Source organism: Flavobacterium suzhouense (assembly GCF_042684765.1).
In the GTDB taxonomy this organism is placed as follows: domain Bacteria; phylum Bacteroidota; class Bacteroidia; order Flavobacteriales; family Flavobacteriaceae; genus Flavobacterium; species Flavobacterium suzhouense.
This window is the reverse complement of sequence record NZ_JBHUMD010000003.1, coordinates 258,880-282,995: the sequence shown is the minus strand read 5'-3', so window position 1 is coordinate 282,995 and position 24,116 is coordinate 258,880. Positions and strand designations below refer to the sequence as shown.

22 protein-coding genes are annotated in these 24,116 nt (G+C 41.1%); 16 read left to right on the top strand and 6 right to left on the bottom strand.

The window, feature by feature from the left end; genetic code table 11:
- Positions 1–25: 25 nt before the first annotated feature.
- The 4 genes from ACFSR3_RS02115 to ACFSR3_RS02100 all read right to left on the bottom strand — a co-directional run bounded on the left by ACFSR3_RS02115 (position 26) and on the right by ACFSR3_RS02100 (position 3,385).
- Positions 26–1,174: an ATP-binding protein gene (locus tag ACFSR3_RS02115; protein WP_379819506.1), complete on the bottom strand. Its 1,149-nt coding sequence runs from the start codon at positions 1,172–1,174 to the stop codon at positions 26–28.
- A gap of 44 nt (positions 1,175–1,218) precedes the next feature.
- Entirely contained in the window at positions 1,219–1,623 is a 405-nt protein-coding gene (locus tag ACFSR3_RS02110) for a four helix bundle protein (RefSeq protein ID WP_379819505.1), read from the bottom strand.
- A 48-nt stretch (positions 1,624–1,671) separates the two neighbouring features.
- Entirely contained in the window at positions 1,672–2,424 is a 753-nt protein-coding gene (locus ACFSR3_RS02105; protein WP_379819503.1) for an SDR family NAD(P)-dependent oxidoreductase, read from the bottom strand.
- A gap of 91 nt (positions 2,425–2,515) precedes the next feature.
- Complete coding sequence (locus ACFSR3_RS02100; protein ID WP_379819502.1) at positions 2,516–3,385, bottom strand: aldo/keto reductase; 870 nt, start codon at positions 3,383–3,385, stop codon at positions 2,516–2,518.
- A 402-nt stretch (positions 3,386–3,787) separates the two neighbouring features.
- On the opposite strand from ACFSR3_RS02100, the gene ACFSR3_RS02095 reads away from it, so the two are divergent.
- The 15 genes from ACFSR3_RS02095 (at position 3,788) to ACFSR3_RS02025 (ending at position 19,882) form a co-directional block, all read left to right on the top strand.
- On the top strand, positions 3,788–4,792 hold the full coding sequence (locus ACFSR3_RS02095) for an AAA family ATPase (RefSeq protein WP_379819501.1): 1,005 nt from the start codon (positions 3,788–3,790) through the stop codon (positions 4,790–4,792).
- 123 nt (positions 4,793–4,915) lie between these two features.
- Positions 4,916–5,782, top strand: coding sequence for a DUF58 domain-containing protein (locus tag ACFSR3_RS02090; protein WP_114757717.1), 867 nt, complete (start codon positions 4,916–4,918; stop codon positions 5,780–5,782).
- Positions 5,783–5,812: 30 nt separating this feature from the next.
- Positions 5,813–7,429 (top strand): BatD family protein, encoded by a 1,617-nt coding sequence (locus tag ACFSR3_RS02085; protein ID WP_379819532.1) that lies wholly within the window; start codon positions 5,813–5,815, stop codon positions 7,427–7,429.
- Between the two features lie 2 nt (positions 7,430–7,431).
- Positions 7,432–8,436 (top strand): vWA domain-containing protein, encoded by a 1,005-nt coding sequence (locus ACFSR3_RS02080; RefSeq protein WP_379819500.1) that lies wholly within the window; start codon positions 7,432–7,434, stop codon positions 8,434–8,436.
- A gap of 1 nt (position 8,437) precedes the next feature.
- Positions 8,438–9,472 (top strand): VWA domain-containing protein, encoded by a 1,035-nt coding sequence (locus ACFSR3_RS02075; protein ID WP_379819499.1) that lies wholly within the window; start codon positions 8,438–8,440, stop codon positions 9,470–9,472.
- On the top strand, positions 9,472–10,299 hold the full coding sequence (locus ACFSR3_RS02070; RefSeq protein WP_379819498.1) for a tetratricopeptide repeat protein: 828 nt from the start codon (positions 9,472–9,474) through the stop codon (positions 10,297–10,299). Before ACFSR3_RS02075 ends, ACFSR3_RS02070 begins: the two co-directional genes overlap by 1 nt.
- 154 nt (positions 10,300–10,453) lie before the next feature.
- Positions 10,454–12,226, top strand: a complete 1,773-nt coding sequence (locus ACFSR3_RS02065; RefSeq protein ID WP_379819497.1) for a BatD family protein — start codon at positions 10,454–10,456, stop codon at positions 12,224–12,226.
- Positions 12,227–12,444: 218 nt separating this feature from the next.
- Entirely contained in the window at positions 12,445–12,810 is a 366-nt protein-coding gene (locus ACFSR3_RS02060) for a GxxExxY protein (protein ID WP_379819531.1), read from the top strand.
- Between the two features lies 1 nt (position 12,811).
- Positions 12,812–13,561: a tetratricopeptide repeat protein gene (locus ACFSR3_RS02055; protein ID WP_379819496.1), complete on the top strand. Its 750-nt coding sequence runs from the start codon at positions 12,812–12,814 to the stop codon at positions 13,559–13,561.
- A gap of 149 nt (positions 13,562–13,710) precedes the next feature.
- On the top strand, positions 13,711–14,571 hold the full coding sequence (locus tag ACFSR3_RS02050; RefSeq protein WP_379819495.1) for a YicC/YloC family endoribonuclease: 861 nt from the start codon (positions 13,711–13,713) through the stop codon (positions 14,569–14,571).
- Between the two features lie 71 nt (positions 14,572–14,642).
- Complete coding sequence (gmk, locus tag ACFSR3_RS02045; RefSeq protein ID WP_379819494.1) at positions 14,643–15,215, top strand: guanylate kinase; 573 nt, start codon at positions 14,643–14,645, stop codon at positions 15,213–15,215.
- Between the two features lie 149 nt (positions 15,216–15,364).
- The gene (gene nadD, locus ACFSR3_RS02040) at positions 15,365–15,946 is read left to right on the top strand and encodes a nicotinate (nicotinamide) nucleotide adenylyltransferase (protein ID WP_379819530.1); all 582 of its coding nucleotides are present in this window, start codon (positions 15,365–15,367) and stop codon (positions 15,944–15,946) included.
- A gap of 514 nt (positions 15,947–16,460) precedes the next feature.
- Complete coding sequence (locus ACFSR3_RS02035) at positions 16,461–17,621, top strand: iron-containing alcohol dehydrogenase (RefSeq protein ID WP_379819493.1); 1,161 nt, start codon at positions 16,461–16,463, stop codon at positions 17,619–17,621.
- 271 nt (positions 17,622–17,892) lie between these two features.
- Entirely contained in the window at positions 17,893–18,888 is a 996-nt protein-coding gene (locus ACFSR3_RS02030) for an NAD(P)H-dependent glycerol-3-phosphate dehydrogenase (RefSeq protein ID WP_379819492.1), read from the top strand.
- Between the two features lie 13 nt (positions 18,889–18,901).
- Entirely contained in the window at positions 18,902–19,882 is a 981-nt protein-coding gene (locus ACFSR3_RS02025) for a TerC family protein (protein ID WP_379819491.1), read from the top strand.
- A 71-nt stretch (positions 19,883–19,953) separates the two neighbouring features.
- Here ACFSR3_RS02025 and ACFSR3_RS02020 read toward each other — a convergent pair whose 3' ends face one another.
- Complete coding sequence (locus tag ACFSR3_RS02020) at positions 19,954–22,803, bottom strand: GH92 family glycosyl hydrolase (protein WP_379819490.1); 2,850 nt, start codon at positions 22,801–22,803, stop codon at positions 19,954–19,956.
- Positions 22,804–23,017: 214 nt separating this feature from the next.
- A complete protein-coding gene (locus ACFSR3_RS02015) occupies positions 23,018–23,425 on the bottom strand; it encodes a hypothetical protein (protein WP_114757704.1) in 408 nt (135 codons plus the stop codon).
- A 183-nt stretch (positions 23,426–23,608) separates the two neighbouring features.
- On the opposite strand from ACFSR3_RS02015, the gene ACFSR3_RS02010 reads away from it, so the two are divergent.
- Entirely contained in the window at positions 23,609–24,088 is a 480-nt protein-coding gene (locus tag ACFSR3_RS02010) for a copper resistance protein NlpE (protein ID WP_379819489.1), read from the top strand.
- Positions 24,089–24,116 lie beyond the last annotated feature (28 nt).

Genomic DNA, 24,116 nt, shown 5'->3' with positions numbered 1-24,116 from the left:
GGACTGATTTAAAGGTCCGGGTTTTTTATACATCATATTTCATTTTTCGCAAGATACGCATGGCTTCCTTAAATGAAATATAGGCCTGCTCATCGGGCCAGGCTTTAAGTAAGGGCTTGGCGTCGGCGAGGCGTTGTTTTGCCTCTGTAAAGCCATTTAAATGACAAATCATGAGGGTTGATGGCAGGTTAAGCAAATCTTTCTGTTCACGATCGGATAGGGATAATCCTTTCTCAAGCTTTGTAAGTAGAGCAAGGTTAGAATTGTAAATATGAAACATCATCTTGCGGTTATACTGTGGAGGGTCAAAAAGCAGTGCCGAATCCATTTTATAGTACCCATTATCTTCAAATCGTATGATTACTTCTTCTAACGGATAATAGCTGGTCCTGTCGTTAAGGCCTAGGGCAACATATTCGGTTATCGAAAAGCTGTCTTCGTTATAGCTGATGCTTACCTCATCCAGGGCAGAATAGAACAGCTTGATCTGTTCGTTAATAAGCTCAATGTCTACACGGGAGTAGTAAGTATTTCCTCTTACTACTTTCTTATGTCCTGCCCAGCATACTACAAACAGCTCTTTAAAGACTTTGTATTTGGCAGTCATGTCTTTATGCCTGTTGGTTACAAAGTCCATAACGCCTTCTAGGGTATGGGCAATGCTGTTTCGGGAGCCGTTTTCAATTCCGGAAACGGTATCGGTATTGCCGTAAGCATGAGGGATATCCGTGCCGGGTTCAAGTGGTATGGAGTTGCTGCCTCTTCTTAAGAATATTGCTCCGGCAGGAATAGTATATACTGCTTTTTTAAAATAAGAAGTGCCATTTTTGGGTTTTATCGTTACCAGTCCTACTACCTTGTCTTTAGGCAGGTTTGGGAACGGCACATTCTCATATTGTATGGTAGGCGGATTTTCGAGAAAGGCATTTACCAGATTCTGAATGCGGCTGTCGTCATAAAAGTCGGTGCCCAAAATTTCATTGTCGTGATCTTCAACCCCCACAACGATATACGAATTGTTCTCGGGGTTAGAGTTAGATAGTGCGCAAATATGTTTTACAAACTTCGCCTTACCTTCTTTGGTATGTAAATTAAGTTGACGCTTCTTATCATAAAAGCTGCTCTCATCATTGTGAGCGAGTAGGTTTTTAATTAAGAGGCGTTTATTAATCATGTTGAGTTATCGGGTTATCGGGTTTTTGAGTTGCGGGTTGCCTATTAGGATGGATATGTTTTATGGAATTTACTGCCTTTGTATTCCTTTGAGTTTAGATATACAATGAATGAACCAATTTTCTTATTTTCAGTATCAGTTTTTGAGGTTATACTATCAAACTGTTTCTGAGTAATGTGCCTTCTGTCTAAAGCTCTGTATAATTGCGATTTCAATTCACCACAGGAACCTTTTGAAATGCTTAGAAATTGAATGAATTCACGTGTGCCATTCCTTTCAAATCCTTCGGCGATATTATCCATGACAGAACCTGAGCATCGGCTCATTTGATTTTTTAATTCATAATCTCTACCTAGTGAAGTAGTTTCAAAAAGGTTCCAGACATCAAGACAAATCTCTCTGGCTAATTGCCATACCTGCAAATCTTCAAATCGTTCTATTTTAGCCATAATTTTAAAGTATGAGTAAGCAACCCGTAACCCAATAACCCGATAACACTATAACTTCTTATTTACTATAGTTGCGCTGGCCTGCGCCGTTGGCAAAATCAAAAGATCGGCAATATTTACATGGTAAGGCCTTGAAATCACGAAATGAATAACATCAGCAATATCTTCGGCTTTAAGGGGTTCAAAACCTTTGTATACGTTTTCGGCTCTTTGCTTATCGCCTTTAAAGCGTACTTCACTAAACTCGGTATCTACCATACCCGGATTGATGGCTCCAACGCGTATTCCGTATTGGTTCAGATCCATGCGCATTCCCTGGTTTATAGCGTCAACAGCATGTTTAGTCGCACAGTATACATTACCATTGGTATAGGTTTCTTTTCCTGCAATCGACCCGATGTTGATAATGTGTCCGCTTCGGCGTTCTACCATTCCGGGAATTACTTCTTTGGACACATAAAGCAATCCTTTTACATTAATATCAATCATTGCATCCCAGTCGTGTACGTCGCCGTTTTCGATAGGGTCAAGGCCGTGGGCGTTACCGGCATTGTTGATAAGTACATCAATATTGGCAAACTCCTTAGGCAATGATTTTAGAGATTGTGCCACTTCTTTTTTATGGCGAACATCAAAGTTTAGTGTATGCACTTTGGTAAGATGCGAAAATTCGTCCTGCAATTCGGCAAGGCGGTCTTCACGGCGTCCACAAATGATGAGCCTGTAATGGTTCTTCGCTAATAGTCGGGCTGTGGCACGGCCTATACCGCTGGTTGCGCCTGTTATTAATGCTGTTTTCATACTTATTTAAATATTGAAAAGATTTAATAATTTAAAGATTTGGATGTAAGTCTTTAATTTTGAACACTGAACACTGAACACTGAACACTGCTTACGGTACCTTATTGCCTATGCTCTCTGTCCATACGGCAAACCAGTCTTCAAGATCCAGTTTGATTTGTGTCGCCTTCATTTGGTTTTTAAGCCTTTCAGCACTGGTAGAACCCGATACCGGGACTACTCCCGCCGGATGCTGCATTATCCATGCAAGCAGGACAACATCGGCACTTACTTCGTATTTGGCAACAAGTTCAGCCATTAATAATTTCAGGCGGTGGGTTTGATCATTATGCTCTTTAAATACGCTTCCTATAGGACTCCACGCCATTGGCCTGATGTTGTTTACCATCATGTAATCCAGGCTGCCATCGAGCATGGGCTCGATATGTGTTGCCGAAAATTCGATCTGGTTTCCAAAAACCTCTGTTCTCGAACGGATAAGATCGGTTTGGTTGTTGGTAAAGTTAGAAAGGCCAAAGGCTTTTATTTTTCCTTCTTTTTTCAGTTTCTCAACAGCTTCGGCAATTTCATCGGGCTGCATGAGCGGACTTGGCCTGTGTAGCAGTAACAGATCAAGGTATTCGGTCTGAAGGAATTTTAGAGAGTTCTCGGCACTCCACACTATGTATTCTTTAGAATAATCGTAGTGCTTTATTTTAGTAGGCCTGTTGCCAATGGTGTGCTGAATGCCGCATTTAGAGATAAGCTGGATCTTTTCGCGGGCTATGCCGCTTTGGGCAAATCCTTTTCCAAAATCGGCTTCGGTGGTATATCCGCCATAGATATCAGCATGGTCAAAAGTTGAGATACCGTGATCAAGGCAGGAATGAATCATGGTAGCCATTTGTTTTGTAGTAAAATTGGCCTGCCAAACGCCCCAGTTCATGGCGCCGGCAATTATGGGAGAAAGTGTAATGTCCATAGTAGGATTAAGGTTTTGTGCTATAAAAATAATGAAATCATTATTCAGTTGGCAAAGCCTTTGCCCTAAAATACTAACAAAGGCCTGTTGACTAATCAACAGGCCTTATTAGGTAGCTTAATTAACTATTTGCAGCAGGGTTTTATAATACGGGCATGAAGAACCCCGTAGTTGCGACCCCGTAATTAATCAAGGCTGCAAATATAAAGGATTTGCCCTGAGGCATAGGGGTTTTGTTTTGTAAGATTATTTTTTTTGGAGTTTGTTGAAATCGTGGAATGTTTTTTGATGCTTTTATACGTTTTGCTTTAACAACTCGTTAACAAAGATGCATTATATTAAAAATGTATTTGTTTCGTTACTTTAACATTGCTAAATTCACACTCCAAAAAATTTACGGATATGGAAGAAAACACATCAACGCTCGACATTAGGGCGATTAATGAAAAAATAGAAAGGGAAAGTGCTTTTGTAGATATGCTTTTCATGGAAATGAATAAGGTTATCGTAGGACAAAAGTATATGATTGAACGACTGCTTATAGGTCTTTTAGGACAGGGGCATATATTGCTTGAAGGTATGCCGGGTCTTGCAAAAACCCTTGCAATTAATACACTGAGTCAGGCGGTGCACGGAAAATTCAGCCGTATACAGTTCACACCCGATTTACTTCCTGCCGATGTTGTAGGTACTATGATCTACAACATCAAACAAAACGAATTTACAATTAAGAAAGGTCCTATTTTTGCCAACTTCGTGCTTGCCGATGAGATTAACAGGGCTCCTGCTAAGGTGCAGTCGGCATTGCTTGAGGCGATGCAGGAAAAACAGGTAACCATAGGCGAAGATACTTTTAAGCTGGAAAAACCATTTCTGGTAATGGCTACCATGAACCCGGTAGAACAGGAAGGTACTTATCCGCTTCCTGAAGCTCAGGTAGACCGTTTTATGCTTAAAGCGGTTATTGACTATCCTAAAATGGAAGATGAGCGCCATGTAATCCGTCAAAACCTGAAAGGGGCTTTTGATAAAGTAAACCAGGTAGTTACTTTAGATCAGATACTTCGTGCACAGGAGGCTGTACGTGAGGTATACATGGACGAAAAAATTGAAAAATATATTCTTGATATCATATTCGCTACCCGTTATCCTGAAAATTATAAGCTGGAAAAATTAAAACCGCTTATCAGTTTTGGGGCATCACCAAGGGGTAGTATCAATCTTGCAACTGCTGCAAAATGTTATGCCTTCATCAAACGCAGAGGTTTTGTAATACCTGAAGATGTAAGGGCAGTAGTTCATGATGTACTTCGCCACAGAATAGGGGTTACCTATGAGGCTGAGGCTGAAAACATTACTTCTGTAGATATCATCAACAAGATCGTTAACGAGATCGAAGTACCTTAATAGTTTAGGGTTTCGAGTTTCGAGTTCCGGGTTGCCTGAGCAGCCGGATAGTATCGGGCTTTGTGTTTAGGGTTACTATTGGCAACCCGAAACCCAGAACCCGAAACCCAAAAACGATAAAAGATGGATACAAAAGATATATTAAAAAAGGTTCGTAAGATCGAGATAAAGACCCGAAGGCTGAGTAATCATATCTTCTCGGGGGAATATCATTCGTCTTTCAAAGGAAGGGGTATGACCTTTAGCGAGGTGCGCCAGTACCAGTTTGGCGACGATGTGCGTGCTATAGACTGGAATGTTACCGCGCGTTACAATGAACCCTATATCAAGGTTTTTGAAGAAGAGCGCGAGCTTACCATGATGCTTATGGTAGACGTGTCGGGATCGGAGAGCTTTGGTACAAAAAACGAGTTCAAGAAAGATATCGTTACCGAGATTGCTGCTACTATGGCTTTTAGCGCCACGCAAAACAACGATAAGATAGGGCTTATTCTTTTCTCAGATCAGATTGAGCTTTTCATTCCGCCAAAGAAAGGAAAATCACACGTGTTGAGGATTATTCGCGAGCTTATTGAGTTTGAGCCGAAAAGCAAAAAAACGGATATAAGCCAGGCGTTGAAGTTTTTGAGCGGTGTGCTTAAAAAGAAGGCTATCGTTTTTGTGATTTCTGATTTTATGGCATCGCCCGATTATGAGCATACACTAAAGATAGCCTCAAAAAAGCACGATATTACAGGGGTAAGGGTATATGACATCCGCGAGGAAGAGATGCCTAACATCGGCCTTGTAAACATGCTTGATGCCGAGACCGGACAAAGCATGCTGGTAAATACCGGTGCAAAATCGGTAAGGCTGCAGTATGGAGCCTATTATCAGGAAAGACTGAAATATTTTAAAGATACCTTTAGCCGATGTGGTGCCGGTGCTGTGAGCACCAGGGTAGACGAGTCGTATGTAACCAAACTGTTGGGCTATTTTAAGTCCAGATAGAAAACCAGTGGTGAAAACAAAAAAGAAATGATTAGGACAAAACTGTATACAATACTATTCCTTCTGGCTGCCGTTACTGTTTTTGGACAGCAAAAGCAGGTTCAGGCAAGTATTGATTCTACCAAAATAAAAATCGGTTCCCAGTTTAACCTTACGCTAAAAACCAAAGTTGATACGGCTTTCCGTGTTAGTTTTCCGGAAGGCAGAAGCTTTGGGCAGCTTGAGGTGCTGGAGTCATATCCTGTGGATACCATTAAGGATGGGGCGATGTATGAGCTGGTAAAAAAATACGGGCTTACACAGTTCGATTCGGGCAGGTACATAATACCGTCTTTGCCGGTAGTCATCAATAACAAGATGATTAAAACCGACTCCCTGCGAATTGAGGTGAACAACATTAAGGTTGATACCCTTAAGCAAAAGATGTATGACATTAAGCCTGTGCTTAAAGGGCAGTCCAATACCTCTTTCTGGTTATGGATACTGTTTGCTGTTGTAGCAACGGGAGCAGCAGCTTATGGGCTGTGGCGTTACCTTAAGAACAGGAAACCGGCAGAGCCTAAAGCTAAAAAAGAAGAAATTATCTCTCCGATAGAAAGAGCTTCGCGTGAGCTTAAAGAGCTTGAAAAGAGAGAACTGCTTGAAAAAGGAGCTGTAAAAGACTATTACAGCCAGCTTACGGATATTGCCCGTACTTATATTGAAGAGGCTATTCACGTTCCGGCAATGGAAAGCACGACCAGTGAGCTTATTGACGCGATGAGAGATGCTGTTCGTAAAAAGAAAATGAACCTGTCTCAGGAAACTTTTGAGGAGCTTGAAAAGATTCTTCGCACGGCCGATATGGTGAAGTTTGCCAAATCGCGTCCGCTTGATTTTGAAATTGCAGAAGACCGCAAAAGGGTCGAAAAAACCATTGTGGTTATAGACCGAAGCATTCCGGAAGAGAAGGAAGAAGACGATATTCATACACAGCTTTGGCTCGATGCGCAGGCAAAGAAAAAAGCGAAAAGGAAAAAGACGATCATAATATTGAGTTCGGTAGCGGCAATTTTAGTTGCTTTTGGAGTTTCGGTATATGTTTTCGGTATGGAATACCTTAGGGATAACTTTATTGGACACGCGACAAAAGAATTACTGGATGGCGAATGGGTAAAGAGTGAATATGGTGATCCGGGAGTAATTATTGAAACACCAAAGGTGCTTAAACGATCTCCTTTATTGGCTAAAATGACACAGCAAAACAATCCGCATGTAAGAGAAGCATCGGTGTTTGCTTATGGTTCTATGACCGATAATTTCTATGTTACGGTATCTACGACTACGTATAAGGATTCTGTTCAGATCGATCTTCCTGCAACCGTAGAGCTTGCAATGAAGTCTATGGAAGCACAGGGAGCTACTAACATATTGGTAAAAAGCGAAGATTTTAATACCGATAAAGGGATATCGGGTATAAGGGCTTATGGAAATATGTCTATGCCGGATCCTGTTACAAAAACTCCTGTAAGAGTATATTACGAGTTGCTTTTCTTTAAGCAAAAAGAAGGACTGCAACAGGTAATGATAATGCATAAGGAAGGTGACGAATATGGAACGCAGATACTCGAACGAATAAAGAACTCGGTTGAATTAAAGGTAAATTAATTATGAAAGACGTAACTTTTTTACATCCGGGTTTCTTTTGGCTGTTTGCATTGTTGCCATTAGCCATTGGCTGGTACATATGGACACGCAAAAAACAGACAGCGACATTAAAAATAAGTTCGCTTAATGCCTTTAAAGCCAAACCATCGCTACTTGGCAGGCTTAAACCGTTATTATTTGTGTTGAGGTTATTGGCGTTAAGCTGCATGATCGTTGCTTTGGCAAGACCCAGAACGGTTGATGTGAACAACAAAACCAAAACAACACGTGGTATTGATATTGTTATTGCAATGGACGTATCGGGCAGTATGCTGGCACGCGACCTGAAGCCTAACCGTATGGAAGCCCTTAAGAGTGTTGCCCAAAACTTTGTTGACGGACGCCCTAACGATCGTATCGGGCTTGTGGTATATGCCGGTGAGGCTTATACTAAAACCCCGGTTACCAGCGATAAGGCACTGGTTATAGATGCCATTAAATCGGTGAAATATGATGAGACCGTACTAAAAGACGGTACGGGTATTGGTGTTGGTCTTGCAACGGCTGTAAACCGACTGAAAGACAGCAAGGCAAAAAGCCGTGTTATCATTTTGCTTACTGATGGTGTAAACAATTCGGGGGTTATCGATCCACGAATGGCTGCCGATATAGCTAAGGAATATGGTATAAAAGTATACACCATTGGTATAGGAACAAACGGTATGGCCGAGTTTCCGTATGCTAAAAAACCGGATGGCGGTTTTGTATACAAAATGATGCAGGTAGAGATAGACCAGGAACTGATGAAGGAGATTGCTAAAAAGACGAATGGTAAATACTTCAGGGCTACATCGAACACCAAGTTGAAGTCAATTTACGACGAGATCAACAAACTCGAGACTACAGAGATCGAGGAGATGAAATATTACAATTACGACGAAAAATTCCATATGTGGGCATGGATAGCATTTGGATTGCTGCTTGCCGAAATAGTGGCAAGGAAAACCCTTTACAGAAGCTTTATTTAGTATGTACGAATTAGACGAACCAAAATACTTATACCTGCTGGGCATTATCCCGGTATTGCTGTTGTTGTTCCTGCTAAATTTGTATTGGCAGAAAAAAAAGCAGCGTGAGTTTGGCGATCCTGAACTGGTAAAGAAACTAACTCCCAACAGGTCGGTTTTTAAGGCTGCCCTTAAGCTGGTTGTGCTGCTTTTAGCTCTTTCGGGCATCATAATTGCGTTGGTAAACCCGAAAATTGGTACTAAAGTAGAAACCGTGAAACGCGAAGGGGTTGACATTGTTTTTGCGGTAGACGTATCGAAGAGTATGCTTGCCGAAGACATGGCACCTAACCGACTTGAAAAAGCAAAACAGATTGTTTCTCAGGTTATCAATCAGTTGGGGACAGACAGGATAGGTATTGTTGCCTATGCCGGAAGTGCTTATCCGGTACTGCCTATTACCGGTGATTACAGTGTAGCAAAAATGTTCCTTCAGAACATGAATACCGATATGGTTTCCTCTCAGGGAACTGCCATCAGCGATGCGCTGGAACTGGCGACATCTTATTTTGACGATCCGCAAACCAGTAAACTGGTTATATTGATATCTGACGGTGAAGATCATGGCGAAGGCAGTCTTGAGGCTGCTCAGGCACTTAAAGAAAAAGGTATTAAACTGATAACTGTTGGTGTGGGTACTGAAAAAGGAGGACCTATCCCAATTAAGGTTAACGGGCGTACAGATAGCTTTAAGCGCGACAGTGATGGTAATGTGGTGGTTACAAAATTGTATCCGCAGGACCTGAAAAGCATTGCTGCGGCGACCAAAGGCGGATATGTTTATGGTAAAAGTACCCGTGAAGTATCAGACTATGTAAAAAATGCTCTGGATAACATGGAGAAAACCGAATTTGAAGCCAAACAGATGGCAGTATACGATTCGCAATACCAATGGTTTTTAGGTGCGGCATTTTTATTGCTGTTTATTGATGTATTCCTGCTTGAAAGGAAAACAGCATGGATTAGCAAACTTAACCTGTTTAATGAAAAAGAATAATGAGGAGACTATTTACATACGGCCTGCTTTTATTTACAGTGCTTTCGTTTGCGCAGGCTAAGCCAAAAAGAGACAAAGACCTTGAGAAAGGGAACAAAGAATTTAAGAGTAATCACTATATTGAGGCAGAGGCCGATTACAGGATATCAAAATCCAAATCGCCCACTAAGGCATCAGCTGCCTACAATCTTGGAAATGCCATATACAGGCAGGGGCAGAGTGCCGAAGCGGCTTATGCCTATGTTGAGTCTATAAAAAATGCAAGGACAAAACAGCAAAAGCATATGGCATATCATAATCTGGGTAATATCTTTATGAAAGAAAAGAATTATCAGGAAGCTGTTGAGGCCTATAAGAATGCGCTTCGCAATAACCCTGCTGATGAAAAGACCAGGTACAATTTTGCACTGGCAAAGGAAATGCTGAAAAATAATCCTCCGCCACCGCAAAAACCGCCTCAGGACGATAAAGACAAAAAAGACCAGAACAAGGACGATAAGCAGCAGCAACCTAACGGTGGCGGTGGCAATGATCAGAAGGATAAAGGCGACAAAGGCAAAGACAAAGGCGATAACGGAGACCAGAAAGATAATAAAGGAAACGAAAAAGGTGACCAGAAAAAGGATGGTGATAAAGGAGAGCCTAAGGATGATGGCGACCAGAAAGACAAAGGCCAGCCTAAGCCGGAAGCAGGGCCAAGCCCATCTAAACAACGTATGGAAAACCTGCTTGATGCCATGAATAATGAAGAGAAAAAAATTCAGGATAAGGTTAATGGCAGAAAGGTTAAGGTAAGGCCAAACAATAACCAGCAAAAAGACTGGTAACATTTCGGGCTTTACTGCTACTAATAATTGGTCTGTCATTGCGGGCGGAACGTAGTGTAGCGTGGCAATCGCTTCATTATACCTCCCCGCAATGACGGCGTAGATAAAAAACTATAACTTAAAAACGCAATATTTTCAGGTTAAGCAAAGAACGATGAAAAGATACATCTTACTATTATTGCTTTTTGTACAGGGTATATATGCCCAACAGGTAGAATTTAAGGCTGTACCGAGCAAAACATCGCTGGGTATAAACGAACGCCTTATTGTTGAGTTTACCATGAATCAGGATGGGGACAATTTTACGCCTCCGCAATTTCCGGGGTTTAAGGCTTCGGGTCCTCAGCAGATGGTAAGCAATTCATGGATAAACGGAAAACGTACCTTTAGTAGAAGCTATAAGTACCTGCTTATCCCTACTGCAAAAGGAAATTTTACCATAGGTTCGGCTACGATAATTATAGGCGGGTATGAATACAAAACTGCCCCTATAAAAGTTAAGGTTGGTGATGCCATTGCAGGTGCCGACCCGAATCCGTATGCTAACAACCAGCAGCACCAGCAGGAGATGCAGCAGAATGTAGATCAGGGTGTACATTTGGTAGCTGAGGTTAGTAAAACTAATCCGTATGTAAACGAACCTGTTACCGTTGTATATAAAATCTATGTTAGCCCTTACACAGCCGTGGGAGGATGGAAAGAAGTTTCGTCTCCGCAATACAATGATTTTTGGAGTCAGAATATAGATATTAAGAATCCTGCAGTCCAGACAGAAACCTATCAGGGGCAGGAATACCGCATGCTTGTATTGCGTAAAACGGTATTATATCCTCAAAAAGACGGTAAGCTGGAAATTGAACCATTAACCCTGGACGTATCCATGGAAGTACCTAACGGCAGAAGGGATATTTTTGGGCGTCAGTTTATGGTGGCTACAAATAAGGTAGTGTCGGCAGGAAAGAAATTCATTAACGTAAAACCGCTTCCTGAGAAAGGAAAACCGGCAGACTTTACCGGTGCGGTAGGTAGTTTTAGCTTTACAGTTAAGCCATCGGCTACTGTTAGCAAAAACGGAGAGCCTGTACAGCTTGATATTGCGGTATCGGGTAAAGGTAACCTTAAGCTGTTTACGCTGCCTAAACCACAGGTTCCGGCTGCACTGGAAATGTACGATCCGGAGCATAAAGAAAACATTTCAACACCTTTGAGCGGTATGCAGGGCAGTATATCGGATAGCTATACGATAGTGCCGCAAAACAAAGGTAAATACCCTATAAAGGAATTGTCGTTCTCATGGTTTGATCTTGCAACGCATACCTACAAAACTATTACGCACGATGAGATCATGATAAATGTGCTTAATGTACAGGAAAATCAGGAGAGTGCCGATAAGGGAGACAGCAACAAGAAAGATGTTAAATCGGCAGAGCCATTCCGTTTTATAGCACTGGAAACTTCGCTTAAGCCTGTTGAGCGTGATGATTTCTTTGGTTCAGGGCTGTTCTGGGGATTACTTTTTGCGCCATTCCTTTTGATTCCGTTTATCATCTTTGGAAGGAAGAAAAAAGAAGCGTATGACAGTGATGTTGTGGGTAGTAAAATAAGGCAGAACAATAAGCTTGCTAAGAAGTTCCTTGGGGAAGCTAAAAAGCAACTTGGTAACAAGGCGGGATTCTATTTGGCACTGGAAAAAGCACTGCATAATTTCCTTAAGGCAAAACTGCATATTGAAACCGCCGACATGAGCCGTGATAATATTAAAGAATTATTGCTGTCGCGTAATGCCAAAGAGGAAACCGTAGCTGATTTTAGTAAGATAATGGACAGCTGTGAGTTTGCAAGGTATGCGCCATCGTCAGATTCGGCTATGCAGAATGACTACGACAGCGCGGTAGCTGTAATCACGGCATTGGAGAAGCAGATTTAGTAGTGAGAATTGAGAGCTTTTAACCACAAAGCCCACAAAGAAGGCACAATGTTCACAAAGCTTTGTGTTCTTTAAACAAAGTGTGATTATTAGTGGTCTTTGTTAAAAGACTTTGTGAACCTTGTGGTTGAAAAATAAGTTCACAAAGCTTAGTGTTCTTTGTGAAAAGAACTTAGTGAACCTTGTGGTTAAAATTATACAAATGACAGAAAAACGAAATAGCTAAAATTGTTTACGAATGTTCTCTTAAAGTCCACAAGGCGTTAGGGCCAGGGCTATTAGAAAGTGCCTATTGTGAATGTTTATGTTATGAATTATATAAAAAGGGCTTGTTTGTTGAAAAGCAAAAAGCATTGCCTTTAATTTATGAAGAAGTAAAATTAGAGATTGGCTACAGAATGGATATTGTAGTTGAAAACAAATTTGTTATAGAAGTTAAGTCTGTAGAAGAATTAAACGATATTCATTTAGCACAAGTTTTAACGTATTTAAAATTATCAGGAAATAAGTTAGGGATGTTAATTAATTTCAATGTTCTTTTGATAAAGGACGGAATCAGGAGAGTTATAAATGGGACTTTATAAGATGAAAAAGCTAATTTACATTTTAATAACAATATTGCTTACTCAGGCCACTGTTGCGCAGGGTGCTTTTGAGAAGGCTAATGCATTGTACCGTAAAGGCAATTATGCCGGGGCGGCACAGGAATATGAAAGTATCCTGAAAGGAAAGAAAGAATCGGCGGAGGTGTATTTTAACCTTGGTAATGCGTATTACAAAATGGGTAAGATAGCACCATCAGTCTATAATTTTGAGAAAGCGCTTCAGCTCGATCCTAACAATAAAGATGCTCAGATAAATCTGGGATATGCTAAAAAAATGACCATAGACAACATTAAGGAAGTACCTAAAGTAGGTTTCTCTAAAATGTTGTACAACCTTACAGGAGCTTATCACTACAATACCTGGGCATGGATAGCAGTAGGCTTTGCCTTTGCGTTTCTGGCCATGTTTATAGGATATTATTTTGCGGGCAGCACACTGATAAAGCGCGTATTCTTCTTTGCCATGTTTGTAATGCTGCTTGTAATTGTCATCAGTGTGTTGTCGGCTGTTTTTGTAAAGTCTGTCGAGAATAATCAACATCCTGCCATAGTTTTTGCCGAAGTGATCGCCGTTAAGAGCGAACCGTCACAAAATTCGGAAGATGCTTTTGTACTGCACGAAGGAACTAAAGTGAACGTGCTGGAAACCGTAGACAACTGGAAAAAAATTGAACTTGCCGATGATAGCGTAGGCTGGATTGAAAGCAGCGCTATTAAGGAGGTAAAATAGTCTTAATAGTTGTAAAGTTAAACGTAGTAAAGTTGAAAGTTGATCCCGGATTAAATGATTTGGCGTAAAACTTTCAACTTTACTACTTTATTACTTTCAACTAACCCCCTCATTTATTTTTATTAACTTTGTCGCACTAAATTTTTTACATGATACAATCGATGACGGGGTTTGGTAAAGCTTCTTTACAGTTACCCACAAAAAAGATTACCGTAGAAATTAAATCGCTGAACAGCAAAGGCCTTGATGTAAGCGTAAGGATGCCATCGGCTTTTCGTGAGATGGAACTGGGGCTTCGTAACAAGATAGGTGTTAAGCTGGAGCGCGGAAAAATAGACTTTTCGCTGTTTGTAGAAGTTACCGGCGAAGAAACCTCATCTAAGATCAATGCACCCATCGTAAAGGCATACATCGCCCAGATGCAGGAAGTTATTCCGGATGCCGATCCTACCGAACTGATGAAAATGGCTGTGCGTATGCCGGATGCCCTTAAAACTGAACGTGAAGAGATTGACCCGAACGAGTGGCAAAACATTGAGGGTGTTATCGATCAGGCGCTGGAAAACATACAAAGCTTCAGGATAAGTGAGGGTGTTGCCCTTGAGAAAGAATTCCTTTCGCGCATAGCAAACATTTTGGCATTTATGCATGAGGCTGTTGCGCTGGATGGCGAACGTATCGCTAATGTAAAAGCAAGGCTTCGTACTGCTATAGACGAGCTTACTGTAAATGTTGATGAGAACCGTTTTGAGCAGGAGCTTATCTACTATCTTGAAAAGATGGATATTACCGAAGAAAAAGTGCGCCTTGAAAACCACCTGAACTATTTTATAGAAACCCTGGCAGGAACTGAAGCTAACGGACGTAAACTTGGGTTTATTACTCAGGAAATGGGACGTGAGATAAACACTATGGGTTCTAAATCAAACCATGCCAAGATGCAAAAGCTGGTAGTGCAGATGAAAGATGAACTCGAAAAGATAAAAGAACAAGTGCTAAACGTTTTATAGTTTAGCGTTTAGCGTTTGGGGTTGAGTGAGTAAACTCAAAACACAGAACTCAGAACACATAACAGGATTTAATGAAAAAAGGAAAATTACTAGTGTTCTCGGCTCCGTCGGGATCAGGAAAAACAACAATAGTAAAACATTTACTGGAACAGCCGGATCTTAATCTGGCTTTTTCAGTTTCGGCAGCTACACGAAGTGCGCGCGAAGGAGAGGTTAATGGTAAAGACTATCACTTTATCACCCTGGAAGAATTCAAGCAGCACATCAAACACGACGATTTTGTAGAGTGGGAAGAAGTATACCGTGACAACTTTTACGGTACGCTGAAGACCGAGATTGAGCGCATTTGGGCAGAGGGTAAAAACGTGATATTTGATATTGACGTTGCAGGAGGCCTTCGCATCAAGAGGAAATTTCCTGAAGAGACACTGGCTGTATTTGTAAAACCACCAAGTATTGATGAACTTAAGATACGTCTTAAGAAACGCAGCACCGAGAGTGAGGATAAGATCAATATGCGTATTGCAAAGGCATCGGTAGAGCTGGCAACAGCACCTCAGTTTGATACCATTATCAAAAACTACGACCTTGATACTGCAAAGGTGGAAGCCTATCAGCTTGTTAAACAGTTTTTAGCAGATTAATTATAACAACCGCGATTTTTAGTCGCGGTTTGTCATTCTGAACGGAATGTAATGGAGTGAAGGCACGAGGCTGAAGGCCGGCTGGCGTAGCAATCTTAGTTTATAACAGAGATCCTTCCTTCGTCAGGATGACAAAGATTCCAAATAATATGAAAGTAGGGCTATACTTCGGGACATTTAATCCCATTCATACAGGGCATCTTATTATTGCCAATCACATGGCCGAATATAGCGGTCTTGACCAGATATGGATGGTTGTAACGCCCCATAATCCGCTAAAGAAGAAAAGTACCCTGCTGGAAGATCATCATCGCTTACAGATGGTGTTTTTGGCTACTGAAGATTATCCCAAGCTAAAACCCAGTGATGTTGAGTTTCGCTTGCCACAGCCCAATTATACCGTGAATACGCTGGCACATTTGCAGGAGAAATTCCCCACACACGAATTTTCGCTGATAATGGGTGAAGACAATCTCAACTCCCTGCATAAATGGAAAAACTATGATGTGTTGCTTCAAAATCACCATATCTATGTTTATCCGCGTATAAGTACCGATAAGCTAAATCCGGAATTTGAAAACCATCCGAAGATACATATGATAGATGCGCCGGTGGTAGAGATATCGAGTACTTTTATACGTAACGGTGTAAAAGAAGGAAAGAATGTACAGCCACTATTACCGCATAAGGTATGGCAGTATATAGAGCATAACCTGTTTTATAAGAAATGATATAAAATAAAAAATCCTGAGTAACCACACTCAGGATTTTTTAATTAAAACAGTCCAATTTCGGGGGCGGATAATCTGTTTTAGATGCCAGTGCTGTGGGGGCAGCAGCAAGCGATAAACCAATAACCAATCTTAAATCACAAGACAAACGTACGGCGGGTTTTTATAGTAAAAAATTTTATGAGGTAAAGGTTGGTAATGTGTCGGTTAAGAGTAAAAAACTTTAAGTTTTGACAAATAAAAAATCCTGAGTAACCAGCTCAGGATTTTTTATTTAAAACAGTCCATTTTGGGGGCAAATCATCTGTTTTGGGTGCCAGTGCTGTGGGGGCAGCAGCAAGCGATTAACCAATCAACCAATCTTAAATCTGAAACAAACGTACGGCGCATTTTTATGCCAAAAAAGTTTATGAGGTAAAGGGTAAAAATGTGTCGGTTAACAGGTAATGCTTAACAATACTTTACCACACCCGATTGACCTATTTTGTACCTTTGGGTAAAATTTATAAGAACCATGCTGAATTTTGAATATTATAACCCTGTGAACTATGTGTTTGGCAGGGGCCAGATTGCTAAGCTAACTTCCCTTATACCTAAAAATGCCAAAGTGCTTTTGGCTTATGGTGGAGGAAGTATTTTTAATAACGGCGTTCACAAACAGGTTACCGATGCCCTTGCAGGGTATGAGATTACCGAATTTGGCGGTATTGAGCCTAACCCACGCTATGAAACCGTAATGAAAGCGGTAGAGATTGTCCGCGAAAAGAATATCGATTTTATTCTTGCTGTAGGTGGAGGATCAGTGATAGATGGGGTTAAGTTTATCTCGGCTGCTGTAAAATTTGAAGGAGATCCGGTTGATATCCTGGTAAAACGAATAAGGATACTTGATAATACCATTCCTTTTGGTACGGTGCTTACTCTCCCTGCAACAGGCAGCGAAATGAACTCGGGTTCGGTTATCACTATCGATAAGACACAGGAAAAACTAAGTTTCGGAGGTCCTGCTGTATTCCCGGTATTTTCCATTTGTGATCCTGAAACGGTGGCTTCATTGCCGAAACGCCAGGTGCAGAATGGTATTATAGATGCCTATACGCACGTTATGGAACAGTATCTTACGTATCCGCATGATGCGCTGCTTCAGGACAGGATAGCCGAAAGCATTTTGCAAACGCTTATAGAGATTGGCCCGGGCGTTGCTGAAAATCCTTCTGACTATAAATTGGCGGCCAATTTTATGTGGTGCGCTACTATGGCGCTGAACGGACTTATCCAAAAAGGAGTGCCTACAGATTGGGCTACACACATGATAGGGCATGAGCTTACGGCTTTGTACGAGATTGACCATGCGCGTACACTGGCAATTATTGGTCCTAACCTGTATCGAGTAATGTTTGATACTAAAAAGGAAAAGCTGGCACAATACGGCAGACGGGTTTTAAACATAACTGAAACCGATACTGAAAAGGCGGCACTGGAAGCTATTGAGAAAACAGTTGAGTTTTTCCATAAGATGGGTATGGAGACTAAAATATCCAACTATACTAATGATTATGAAAGCACTGCCGATTTTATCGTGAAACGTTTTGAAGAACGTGGCTGGAAAGGCCTTGGCGAACGCCAGAATATAACGCCGGAGAGAGTAAGGGCCATTGTTGAGATGAGCTATTAGCATAAATTATAAAAGGCATTCCGGAAATACCTGAATGCCTTTTAAACACCAAAAACAAAAAATTTTTATTAACCTTATGTTGTACATCCCCAAGTGTAAACAGAAGTCTAATGAATAACGGACACTAAAGGTTTACATTGTTTGGGGTTGTCATAATTTAATGTTAATGTTTTCTTAAATAAAATATCCCTGTACTGCCGTATTCGCTAAAAATGCAGGCTAGATTTGTTTATTTTTAAGTATTTTTGACCTTTCAAACAATAAAGGAAACATGAGTGATACTCCAAAGTTCGCTGTTATAGGTGGTGGAAGCTGGGCGACGGCTATTGCTAAAATGCTGTGCTCTAATGTGCCGGAAATAGCATGGTATATGCGTAACAACGAGGCTATTGAGCATTTAAAACTACAAAAGCACAATCCTAACTATTTGAGCTCTGTTGAGTTTGATACTAATAAGTTGTTGCTTACCAGCGATATTAACGAGGCGGTAGCCTATGCTGACTATGTAATCTTTGCCATACCATCGGCTTTTTTAAGCAAAGAGCTTGAAAAGCTTACGGTAAGCCTTGAAGACAAGGTGATATTTTCGGCGATTAAAGGTATTGTTCCCGAAACAAGCCTTATAGTGGGTGAGCATTTCCATGATAAATACAATATCTCGTACGACAATATCGGTGTTATCACGGGTCCGTGTCACGCTGAAGAGGTAGCACTTGAGCGTCTGTCGTATCTTACCATTGCCTGCGGAAACGAGAAAAAGGCAAAAATAATGGGTAAGAACCTTAACAGCCACTATATAAAAACAAAAACGTCTGACGATATTGTTGGCACGGAATATGCTGCTATGCTGAAAAATATTTATGCTATTGCGGCGGGTATTGCACATGGTCTTGGCTATGGTGATAACTTTCAGGCGTTGCTGATGAGTAATGCCATCCGCGAGATGAAAAAATTCATCCGTAAAGTGCATAAGATGAAGCGTAATATCAATAACTCAGCTTATCTGGGCGACTTGTTGGTTACCGGTTATTCTGTATTCTCAAGGAACCGTATGTTTGGTAACATGATTGGTAAGGGTTATACGGTAAAATCGGCCATGATGGAAATGAGCATGGTTGCCGAGGGGTATTATGCTGCAAAAAGCGCCTATAACCTGAATAAGGAATTTAAGGCAAAAACACCAATTATTGATGCTGTTTACAGTATTTTATATGAAGGCAGGGATGCCAAAACCGTTTTTAGTAAACTAACCGAAAAGCTTGATTAAATAAATAACCTCTATGGACCATCTTATTAACCATCCCGGTATACTGGCCGGATTCTCTATTCTGGTAGTTATAATGCTTTTACTCGATTTGGGTGTTTTTAATAAGAACAGCCACGAGGTATCGAACAAAGAAGCACTTACCTGGTCTGTAGTCTGGATATCACTGGCAATGGCATTTAGTGGTGTTATTTATTATTACCTCGGTTTCGAACAATTTACACAATTTCAGAGTGCCTATTGGATTGAAAAAGCGCTTTCGGTAGATAATCTCTTTGTTTTCATTCTTGTATTTGGCTTTTTTAATGTCCCTAAGCACCTGCACCATAAAGTACTATTTTGGGGTATTATTGGGGCATTGGTATTCCGTGCGATATTCATCTTTACGGGTGTAGAGCTTATTAATATGACCTATTTGCCACCAATTGAGATTTTTGGCGCAGAGCGTGAGATAAATGCTGTTCTTTCGGCATTTGGCCTCTTTTTGGTTGTAGCCGGCATCAAGTCGTGGACTGCTCACGAAGATGATGATGAAAACAAGGACTTTTCTAAAAGCCCGGGAGCACGTGTGGTATATCGTTTCTTTAATGTGACCAAAAACTATGAAGGCGATAATTTCTTTGTAAAGATAGATGGTAAAAAACTGGCTACACCGCTATTGGTAGTAGTGGCGGTTATTGAGTTTACCGACCTTATATTCGCAGTAGATTCTATCCCTGCAATATTTGCCATTGCTCCGGATGATCCTTTTATCCTTTATACATCAAACATATTTGCGATACTGGGGTTAAGGGCATTGTATTTCCTTTTGGCTAACTTTATGCATATGTTCAGCAGGCTGCATTACGGTCTTGCAGTAATACTGGCTTTTATTGGTGTAAAAATGCTAATAAGTCCTTTTTACCACATTTCTTCACCTCATTCGCTAATGGTAGTAGGAGGGGTGCTGATAATCTCTGTAGCGGCTTCGTTGTTGTTTCCGGTGAAAGAGAAATAGTTATCGGTTGATGGTTGCCAGTTGCTGGATAGTTGCTGTTGGTCTGACAACCGATAACTAACAACCATCAACTACTTTACAGTAATCTCATCAATAAAAATAAACGCATCACTGCCAAAGCCCTGGTGCCATTCCGGTAATTTACCAAAGTTGTATGCTTTTACCTTTATGTAGCGTGCCTTTACATTGATCAATGTAGCATCAAAGCTTTTTATGATCGATTCGTTTTCTTTTGGATCAATAGTATTTTCAATGGTATGCGCAAGGATAAAGTTTACATTATCATCGGAAACATAATATTCCACTTTAGCAGGCATCAGTATCCACGCACGGCTGTCCTGAAGGAATCGTGCTGATACTTCGTTTACTTTCTTTTTCTTTTGTAAATCGATAATGGCCTCAAAATCCTGTGACTGATAGCCCTGCCAGTCGCCTTTGCGCCAGTTTTCGGTACCTGTTATGCCATCAATAAGACCCGCAGCACCGCCGGCATGATAGGCTCTGTTATACCTTGAATTAAGCTTTATGGTGTAGTTGTTAGGCTTTTTTATGAAAGTGGCTGTGACAGGTTTGCTCATACCGCCTAATCCATCAGCGGCATAGGCTTGAATGATAGATGACTCTTTAATTGAGAATGGTCCTTTATAGATTTCATAAGAGCCTTTATCCTTTTCGTGCGGGTTAGAAACTTTATAAAACAAAATTGTTTCGGGGGCACGTCTTAGTGAGTCTTCTTTGTCAAGATGTGATATAATATTTACAGTCATCTTATCCTCAAACGATTTGCTCTCCGCTTCAATAGCTGGAACAGGAACAATCTCTTTATAGGCAAGTTGTTCTGATACAACATCATTATTGATGTCAAATGCTGCTATATCATCCTTATAGGAGGAAAGGTCAATGATTCCCGAAGCTCCGTTTCCTGTATTTATATGTGTTTTTTTGAAGAATGGTTCAACCGTATTAAAATAAGTGGTCCCGGGAGTAACCTGATACATTCCCATACTGCTTAACACATACCAGGCACTCATCTGGCCACAGTCTTCATTTCCTATAAGCCCATCAGGAGTGTTTTTATAAAATTCGTTCAGAATATAGTGAACTTTCTCTTTAGTCTTTTCGGGCTTGCCAACATAGTTATACAAATAAGCCATGTGGTGGCTTGGTTCGTTACCCTGCGCATACTGGCCTACGAGTCCTGTAACGTCTACCTGTTCACGACCTGTGGTAGCACTTGGTGCGTTGAACATCTCATCCAGTTTGGCTTCAAAGGCTTTTTCTCCTCCAAAGGCTTCTATCATGCCTTCAATATCCTGTGGTACAAAGAAGGTATAATGCCAGCTATTACCCTCGGTGTAATTGTTGTTTACTTCGCGCGGGTCGAAAGGTTTGTCCCAGCCACCATTTTTGCGCGGGCGCATATTTTTGGTTTCGGGGTCAAGCAGGTTTTTCCAACTTTGCGAGCGGGTCATGAAATACTCATAATCTTTTGTATGACCCAAGATACTTGCCATTTGGGCAATACACCAGTCGTCATAGGCATATTCAAGCGTTTTAGAAACGCTTTCGTGTTCATCGTCTATACTGATGTAGCCATTGGCTTTATAGGCTTTAAGGCCCAAATGATCCAGCATTGCACTATGTTTGGCGGCTTCGAATGCCTTTTCATAGTCAAAGCCTTTAATACCTTTAGCCATAGCATCGGCCATTACTGATACGGAGTGGTAACCTATCATGCAGTCGGTCTCATTGCTTGCCAGTTCCCAAACCGGAAGCCGTCCACCTTGCTCATACTGTTTAATAAACGTATTTATAAAGTCGCTGGTGCGTTTTTTGTCAATCAGGGTATATAGAGGATGTGCCGCCCTGAAAGTGTCCCATAGTGAGAATACCGTGTAATAATCAAAACCTTCGGCTTTATGAAGCTCGTTATCGCGCCCACGGTACATGCCATCTACGTCCATGGCAATATTGGGCTGCATCATGGTATGGTATAAAGCCGTATAGAAAACCGCCAGTTTATCATTATCCTTTTCTGTGATCTCTATCTTGTGGAGTTCTTTGTTCCAAAGGGCTTCGGCATCCTTTTTTGTCTTTTTGAAATCAAAGCCCGGCATTTCAGCTTTCATGTTTTTTGCGGCACCTTCGTATCCTGTGGGTGACAGTGCGACTTTTACCAATAGCTTTTCGCCGGCTTTTACATTTTTGCTGAAGCTCATTGCTAACAAAGATCCAGCAAAGAATTTGTCGGTTACCTTAGCCGGCGCAAAGGCATTGTTATTCACCTTGGTAATGTTCATAGGGCTGCTGAACTCAATACGGGCATATACATATTGGTCTCTGGCCCACGCCGAACTGCGGCGCAATACTTCAATTGTTTTGTTGTCAATCACACGCACTTCGCCCATAATAAGTTGGTCGCGATGGTTCAGGTCAAGGATAATGTTTGCCTGTCCGCTTTTAGAAAAAGTGTATTGATGAAGTCCAACCCGTGTAGTAGAAGTCAGTTCAACATTGATGTTATCGTCGTTAAGCTCTACGGCATAATATCCTGCCGTGGCTTTTTCGTTCATGTGGAAGAAAGGCGAGGAGTAATCTTTTTTATCAAGGCTGGGTTCGCTCATGGTAGGCATCAGCATAATGTCGCCATAGTCGGAAACGCCCGTTCCGTTAAGGTGGGTATGCGAAAAGCCATAGATTACATTATCCGAATAATGATAACCGCTGCAACCATCCCAACTGCCATCAATACGGGTGTCAGGGCTTAGTTGTACCATGCCGAAAGGCACCGTAGCACCCGGAAAAGTGTGGCCGTGGCCTCCGGTCCCGATAAACGGATTTACATAAGAGGCTAAGTCAGCCGATTGCGAATATGATAAAACAGATAATAGACTGAATGCAAGTAGCGATAGCTTTTTCATTTCTGACCCAAAATTTTGATAAAGATGCGGATTTTTTCGGTAAAAGGGAATATAAATATTGAACGCGGATGACACAGATTAAACAGATAACCACAGATTAGCTTCACTTATGGTAAATTAAAATCTGTGAAAATTCGCCTAAATCCGCGGCATCCGCGTTCAATTATAGTATGAGTTGAACTCTAAACCCAGAACCAAAAACCCGAAACAGGTTTTACTCTATCATTATACCGTCCTGAAACAGGATAGGCACTTCAGCTACATAATCTTCGTGTATTGAGTGTGCCTTAAAAGTATAGGTCTTGTCGTAAAGCGTATTTTCTATAAAGAAGGTTACCATAAACTGGTTGTCAAGCACCAGTACGCTGTCTTCAATAAGTTCTATTTTAGCTACAGATACAGGAGGAATTTCTTTAAATGCATGGCGCAGCATCGATGTTTTGCGTGGTTCACCATCTATTGTTCCCGATGCGCTCGATACAATTATAACATTCTCAAGGGTAAAATCACTGTCGTTGATAAGGTAGGCATACCAGGTTTTCTGCATGAAATCGTCATTCCATTCCTGAACCGCTGCCATATATACGTTTTCTACCTGAGGGATTATGATGTCTTTTTTCATTTTAATGTATGTTGTTTAACCACAAAGGGCACAAAGCGATTAGACTAAGAGTACTAAGTTTTTTAAAGCGCAAAGATACTCTAAATCCCCGATTTCTAAAATACAGACCTACCGGTAAACTTTGAGATTTCTTTGGGAATCTGGTGGTTATAATTTATGTAATTTCCGTTTAAAATATATACTATGAGACTATTGCAGATACTATGCCTTTCAGCAGTTTTGATAACTGCTGGTGGCTGTAAAGAAGAAAAACGCCCTGAGAGGTTAGATAAAGAAATTCATCCAAAAGAAGTAGTTGATACGGTTGAGAATGATACATTTGAGATTAATACTGTCCACAACAGCAGTAATTCCCTCGACTGGGCGGGTACTTATAGCGGTGTGACACCCTGTGCCGACTGCCCCGGAATTAAAACCGTGATGACATTGAATAACGATAATACCTATTCGTTAAGCGAACAATATCTTGAAAAAGAAAAAATACCACGCACTTTTAAGGGCAAGTTCTCCTGGGATGAGAAGGGTAGTGTTATTACGCTTGATGCAGAAGGCGACCACCATAAGTTTAAAGTAATGGAAGGAAAACTCCAGATACTGGATAAGTTTGGCGATGCAAAGCAAGGCGGACGTGCCGATGAATTTATGTTGCCAAAGGTGAAGTAGTTGAAGTCCTTTATTGACACTGCGTCAT